Below are 6,982 nucleotides of genomic sequence, written 5' to 3' on the forward strand. Positions count from 1 at the left end.
GTTTGTAGAAATCGGAGTGAACGGGGTCACATCACCACCGTTCGGCGCGCCTCCGGGACGGAACACTCCCTTGGAGGGATCCCATGCCCGCGGGAACTGCCCCAGCACCGAAACTCACCCATAGAGAAGACATCGCAAAGCGCCTCCTCCGCGGTTCAGCGAAGGCCTCCTACGACCCGCTCGTCGAAATCGACTGGGACGCCCCACTCGAGGACCGGTGGGGCATGCGCCCCGAGCGGGTCTCCCTCTACGGCACACCCCTGTGGGACCGGCTCGACGAGGAGCAGCGCCGGAAACTGTCCCGACTGGAGATGGCCAGCACCATGGCCACCGGCATCTGGTTCGAGACCATCCTCATGCAGATGCTGGTCCGGCACGCCTACCACAACGACCCCACCACGCTCCACGTCCAGTACGCCTACACCGAGATCGCCGACGAGTGCCGCCACACGGTCATGTTCGCGAAGGCCATCGAGCGGCTGGAGTCGAAGGCGTACCGGCTCGACCCGCTCGCGCACGTGCTGGGCCGGATCTTCAAGGCCCTGGCCCACGGGCCGCTGATCTTCGGCGGGGCACTCTTCGTCGAGGAGATCCTCGACCAGCTCCAAAGGGAGATGATCGAGGACGAGAGCATCGAACCGGTCGTGCGCGCCACCTCCCGTATCCACGTGATCGAGGAGGCCAGGCACATCCGCTACGCCCGCGAGGAGTTCCACCGCGACTGGGCACAGCGCAGCGAGCTGGACAAGGCCTACACCCGGCTCGTGCTGGGCGTGGTCACCTACTTCTCCGCCACCCGACTGGTCCACCCGAAGGTCTACGCGCAGGTCGGCCTCGACCCCAAGGAGGCCGCCCGGACGGCACGGAGCAACCCCAGCTTCATCGACAGCAAGACCGAACTGTCCCGCAAGGTCGTGAAGACGCTCGACACCGCCGGGGCGATCTCCGGCCTCGGCAAGTACTTCTGGAAGAAGGCCGGCCTCCTCGGCCGCTGACCCCCTTCGCCCCTCGCCCCTGACCTGCACAACCCGGGGCCGCACACCCAAGTGCGCGCCCCGGGAAACTGCTGCCCGCGGGCAGCCCCCACCCCCGAACCCCAACCGTCCCAGGCGCTGTGGCGCGCAACGCCGTGCGGACACCCTCAACTTACTCGCGAGTAAATTCCCGGCTACAACCCATTGCATTGTGACAATGCTCGTTGTAACGTTCCGGCAATGACTGTGGAGGAGATCACATGACGACCCCCTTGCCGCGCCACCTGCGCCGCCTGCCGGGCCAGAACGCCATCGTCACCGGCGCTTCCGGCGCGTTCGGCAGTGCCACCGTGGCGGTACTGCGCCACCTCGGCGTCAACGTCGTGGGCATCGACCGCAAGGCCGCGCCCGGCGTCATCGCCTGCGACATCACCGACGACCGTCAGGTGCGCGAAGGGGTCGCCGAAGCCATCGAGCAGCTGGGCGGAAGCCTGGACCTGCTCATCCACTACGCGGGTGTCGGCCCGTCAGTGGACATCGGGCACCTGCCCGACGCCCACGCCCACCAAGCCCTCGAAGTCAACCTCCTGGGCACCTGGCGGGTCACCGCGGCCGCGATGCCCGCCCTGGTCCAGAGCCAGGGCCGGGTGATCGTCACCGCCTCACTGCTGGCCAACCTCCAGCTGCCGCTCGCCGGCGCCTACACCGTCTCCAAGCGTGCGGTCACCGCCTACGCGGACTCCCTGCGCGCCGAGTACGGCACGCACGTCGGAGTGACCACGGTCTACCCCGGATACGTCGACACCCCCATCCACGAGAGTTCGCGCGCCACCGGCGCCTCGCTCGACGGCATCGTCCCCGCCGAGACCGAGCGCGACACCGTGATGACCGTCGTCCGCGCCGCAGGCGCCAAGCACCCCCCGCGCGACGTCGCCTGCACCGCCTTCGGGACCGCGGCCCTCCACCTGACCAAGCACTTCCCGGGCACGACCGAACAGATCGTGGCTCTCCAACTCGGGCTGTTGCTCACCGACGGCGCCTTCAAGGACGCCGAAATCGCTCAGGGGCTCCACGCAAGACACGGCTCCCCGCACGCCCCTACCAGCACTTCTTGAGTCAGCACTGCCTGAGGAGGAACGAGATGACCGCCGAAGTCGTCGCCAAGCCCAAGGTCACTGACCGCGAGGACATTGCCAAGCGCCTCCTCCGCGGCTCCGCGAAGGCCTCCTTCGACCCGCTCGTCGAGATCGACTGGGACGCCCCCGTCGACCCCGACATGTGGGCGATCCGTCCTGAGCGCATCTCGATCTACGGGACCCACCTGTGGGACCAGCTCAGCGAGGAGAAGCGCAAGGAGCTGTCCCGGCTCGAGGTCGCCAGCGTCGCCACCATCGGGATCTGGTTCGAGACCATCCTCATGCAGATGCTGGTGCGGCACGCCTACCACAACGACCCCACCACACTCCACGTCCAGTACGCCTACACCGAAATCGCCGACGAGTGCCGCCACACGGTCATGTTCGCGAAGATGGTGCAGAAGCTCGGCTGGGAGGCGCACCGGCTCGACCCCGTCGCCTACCACCTGGGCCGCCTCTTCAAGGCGATCGCGCACGGCCCGCTGATCTTCGCCGGGGCGCTCTTCGTCGAGGAAGTCCTCGACCAGCTCCAGCGCGAAGCCGTCCCGGACGAGCAGATCCTGCCGCTGGTGCGCGCCGTCGCCCGCATCCACGTGACCGAGGAAGCGCGCCACATGCGCTACGCCCGCGAGGAGTTCGCGCGCGACTGGCCGCAGCGGGGCGCAATCAACAAGGCCTACAGCCGGATCGTGCTCGGCCTGATCACCTACTACTCGGCCACCCGGCTGATCAACCCCAAGGTCTACGCACAGGTCGGGCTCGACCCCAAGGAGGCCTACAAGGTCGCCAAGGCCAACCCGCACTGGGTCGAGACCAAGACCTGGGCGGCCCGGAAGGTGGTCGGCACGCTCGACACCGCGGGCGCGATCTCCGGCCTCGGCAAGTACTTCTGGAAAAAGGCCGGCCTCCTCGGCCGCTAGGGCGCCAGGGCTGCTGATCCAGCGGGCCCTCCCAAGAACGCCGCCGCCGGAAGGCGAAACGCGCCACGCCTTTCGGCGGCGGCCCCCAAAGCGCCGGGGACTGAGGGCGTACGCGCCACGCTCTCAGGCCCCGGCACCCTCTCCCGGGGGCGAGACGCGCCACGCCCCCGGGGGGCCATACTTACCGGTCGGTACGGGCTCTCCACGCCGACGCACGAAGGGAACAGCATCGTGACCGAAGCAGCACCGCACTACCGGGTGGCCGTCATCGGTTCCGGGTTCGCCGGGATCGGTATGGCGGTCCGCCTCAAGCAGGCCGGGCTTCAGGACTTCGTGGTTCTCGAACGGGCCGACGGCCTCGGCGGCACCTGGCGCGACAACTCCTACCCCGGTGCCGCCTGCGACGTCCCCTCACACCTGTACTCGTTCTCCTTCGCGCTCAACCCCAACTGGAGCCGGACCTTCTCCCCGCAGCCCGAGATCTGGGACTACATCAAGCGGGTCGCCGGCGAGAACGGGGTCGACCGGCACGTCCGCTACGACAGCGACGTCAAGGCCGCGCACTGGGAGCCGGAGAACAACCGCTGGCGGCTCGAGACCAACAGCGGTACCGTCACCGCCCAGTTCATGGTCAGCGGCGCCGGTCCGCTCGCGGACCCCTCCTACCCGGACATCAAGGGCCTGGGCACGTTCGAGGGCAAACTCTTCCACTCCGCCGAGTGGGACCACGACCACGACCTCACCGACCGCAAGGTCGCGGTCATCGGCACCGGAGCCTCGGCGATCCAGTTCGTCCCGAAAATCCAGCCGAAGGTCGGCAAGCTGTCGTTGTTCCAGCGCACCGCACCGTGGGTGATGTTCCGCCACGACCGCGACATCACCAAGCTCGAGAGCTGGCTCTACCGGAACGTCCCCGGCGCCCAGCAGGTCGCCCGCAAGAGCATCTACTGGGGCCGCGAAAGCTACATCTTCGGTTTCGCGAAGAACCCCAAACTGCTCAGTGTCGTGGAGCGCCTCGGCCGCGCCAACATCAACCGCAGCGTCAAGGACCCGGTCCTGCGGGCCAAGCTCACCCCGACCTTCCGGGCCGGGTGCAAGCGCATCCTCATGGCCAACGACTACTACCCCGCACTGGCGCAGCCCAACGTGGACGTGGTCACCGACGGGATCGTCGAGGTCCGCCCGAACTCCGTCGTCACGCGGGACTCCTCCGGGACGGAGACCGAGCACGAGGTCGACACCATCATCCTCGGAACCGGATTCCAGGTCACGGACCCGCCGATCGCGCACCGCATGTACAACCCCGAGGGCCGGTCCTTGGCCGAGCACTGGGGCACCGACGTCCAGGCGTTCCGCGGCACCACCGTCAACGGCTTCCCCAACGCGTTCGTGCTGGCCGGACCCAACACCGGACTGGGGCACACCTCCCAGGTCTTCATGATCGAGGCGCAGATCCGCTACACGATGGAGGCGCTCAAATTCGCCTGCAAGAACCGGATCGACCGCCTGGAGCCCCGCCCCGAGGCCCAGCGCGCCTACAACGAGATGGTCCACAAATCCATGCAGGGCACCGTATGGGTGACCGGCGGCTGTGACAGCTGGTACCTGAACGACCAGGGCCGCAACACGACGCTCTGGCCCACCTTCACCTGGAACTTCGCCCTGCGCACCCGCTGGTTCGACCCGCACAACTACGACCTGCGTCGCGTCCGTTCCGCGAAGAAGCGGAAGGAGCGGAAGGAAGTGGTACCGGCCTGACCTGGAGGGTCGGCCGACACCACCGAAGAACAGCGCACGAGAGCGGACCAGGGAGAGCGACAGACATGAGCGGGTTCGGTGACGAGGAAGAGGAGTACCGGGGCACGGTCACGGTACTGCCCAAGCAGAAGGGCACCGGGAAAGAGGAGGCCGAGAGCTTCGAGGTCCAAGCCCACCTGGCGGGACACTTCGAACCACTGACCGGTGACTACCGCTGGAAGGGCCGTCTGTCGGCCGCCCCCGGCATCACCGAAGCCTACGAGCGCGGTGTGCGCACAGTCGTCGTGCGCACACCCGAAGGCCACGAGGGAGTAGGCACGCTCGACGCCCCCAACCTGTGGGGCGGGCACCCGGTCAACGGGGCGGGCACCCCACCCTTCGCGGTCCCCCAGATCGATCTCGACGACTGAGCCGGATCCCAAGACGGCTGAGCCGGCCCCAGGAACAGCTGAGCCGGATCCCAAGAACAGCTGAGCCGGCCCCAAACGACTGAGTCGGCTCCCAAGAACGTCCCTCCAGGCCACGCGCCGACCTGGAGGGACCCCCGCTATCGGGCCGCGGCGACCCCCTGACCGCCGCGGCCCGGTACTTCACTCCACTGACTCCCCGACCCCCTGTTCCCACCCCCTGAGTGAGAGGTAACCCCGATGGCGACACGACACGTGGGCCACGCACAGGAACTCACCGTGCGTTCCGCCGACGGCACCCAGCTACACGTCGAAGTACGCGGCCCCGCCGACGGACCGACCGTGGTCCTTGCGCACTGCTGGGCCACGTCCCTGGCCTCCTGGGGGCCCGTGGTCCGGGAACTGGACCCCGGTCTGCGAGTGGTCCTGTACGACCAGCGCGGCCACGGCCGCACCCAGACCCCCATCACCCGTGCGGGGTACGGAACCGACAAGCTCGCCGATGACCTGTGCGCGGTCCTGGAGGAGACCGTCCCCGAGGGCCAGAGGGCCCTGGTCGCCGGGCACAGCATGGGCGGCATGACCATCATGGCCGCGGGCCCGAGAGACACCTTCAAGGAGAAGGTCGGCGCCGTCCTCCTCACCAACACGGGGTGCACCGACCTCGTGAACAAGGCCACCGCGATCCCCCTCCCCGGTCCCTTGGGCAAGCTGGGGTCCAGGATCTTCCTGACCGCGCCCCTCCCCCTGGGCCCGGCCAACGCGGTCTCCGCGTCGATCTTCAAGTACCTCGTCATGAGCAAGAAGACCGACAAGACCACCAAGACGCTCTGTGCCAAGCTCGTCCACGACTGCGGCAGCATCCCGCGGGGCGAGTGGGGACGGGTCATGACCAAGCTGGAACTGGACGACTCCGTCCGCGAGATCACGGTCCCGACCGTGGTCGTCGGCGGCAGCGAGGACAAGCTGACTCCCCCGTGGCACGCGCACCATATCGGCGGCCTCCTGCAGAACTGCGAAGAGGTCCGCGAGATCCCCGAGCTGGGCCACATGGGCCCGTTGGAGACCCCGGGGGTGCTGGCGGAACTGGTCGACAAGCTCACCAAGAACCACATCAGCCCGGGCACGGCACCGTTGTGATGTTGCTTCGGTTGTCTTAGGGGGTTGCCTGCTCAGGTGGGGGTTGCCTTGTGGGCTGGGGTGTCCTCCTTTCCCGCCGCCCGATTGTGGCCGTCTCCGCTACGCGCCTCAAGGTCGTCGCCATCGAGCGCTTCGCGCGTCATTGGCGCTCCACCTTGACCCGCTCCGCTACGACGGCAGGTTGGCGGCTATCGGGAAAGGGGGACGGGTGGTCGAGGCCCATACCGGGTCGGCCTGGCGGCCGATACCTACCCCTGCGCCGGAGCGATGACGCCTGGCGGTGTCGCGGCCGGTCATTCGCCCCTGCGAAAGCCGAACCCCGAACAGCACGGCCTGCGGCCGGTGGGCCACTACGCCAGAGCACACCGGTTGAGGGTGTCACGGCCGGTCAATGTGTGCGGCGAACCCCTCGGGAGAATGCCGGGGACCCAGGGCGTGGGGGCGTGGGGCGGTAGGGCCTTGGCGGGCGGTTACCGCTCCTCAGGTGTGGGGGCTGGGTCGGGGTCCCCCGGTGGGTCCTTGAATCGCCCTGGGTGTGATGGAGACTCGAATCCTTGGATAGGTTGAGTCCGTTATGTCGAAGCGTTACCCCACTGAACTGCGTGAACGCGCCGTGCGCCTGGTCCAGCAGAGCCGGGGCGACTACG

Annotated in this window: 6 protein-coding genes; all 6 read left to right on the top strand. The window is 68.1% G+C overall.

The window, feature by feature from the left end; translation table 11 throughout:
- Positions 1–83 precede the first annotated feature (83 nt).
- The 6 genes from ACYVDG_RS30210 to ACYVDG_RS30235 all read left to right on the top strand — a co-directional run bounded on the left by ACYVDG_RS30210 (position 84) and on the right by ACYVDG_RS30235 (position 6,335).
- A complete protein-coding gene (locus ACYVDG_RS30210) occupies positions 84–995 on the top strand; it encodes an AurF N-oxygenase family protein (protein ID WP_460762327.1) in 912 nt (303 codons plus the stop codon).
- Positions 996–1,234: 239 nt separating this feature from the next.
- Positions 1,235–2,089, top strand: a complete 855-nt coding sequence (locus tag ACYVDG_RS30215) for an SDR family NAD(P)-dependent oxidoreductase (protein ID WP_460762330.1) — start codon at positions 1,235–1,237, stop codon at positions 2,087–2,089.
- Positions 2,090–2,115: 26 nt separating this feature from the next.
- Positions 2,116–3,030: an AurF N-oxygenase family protein gene (locus tag ACYVDG_RS30220; RefSeq protein WP_460762334.1), complete on the top strand. Its 915-nt coding sequence runs from the start codon at positions 2,116–2,118 to the stop codon at positions 3,028–3,030.
- 231 nt (positions 3,031–3,261) lie between these two features.
- Complete coding sequence (locus ACYVDG_RS30225; RefSeq protein WP_460762337.1) at positions 3,262–4,788, top strand: flavin-containing monooxygenase; 1,527 nt, start codon at positions 3,262–3,264, stop codon at positions 4,786–4,788.
- Between the two features lie 65 nt (positions 4,789–4,853).
- The gene (locus ACYVDG_RS30230) at positions 4,854–5,198 is read left to right on the top strand and encodes a DUF4873 domain-containing protein (protein ID WP_460762341.1); all 345 of its coding nucleotides are present in this window, start codon (positions 4,854–4,856) and stop codon (positions 5,196–5,198) included.
- 237 nt (positions 5,199–5,435) lie between these two features.
- Positions 5,436–6,335: an alpha/beta fold hydrolase gene (locus tag ACYVDG_RS30235; RefSeq protein WP_460762345.1), complete on the top strand. Its 900-nt coding sequence runs from the start codon at positions 5,436–5,438 to the stop codon at positions 6,333–6,335.
- Positions 6,336–6,982 lie beyond the last annotated feature (647 nt).

Source organism: Nocardiopsis oceani, from assembly GCF_054777395.1.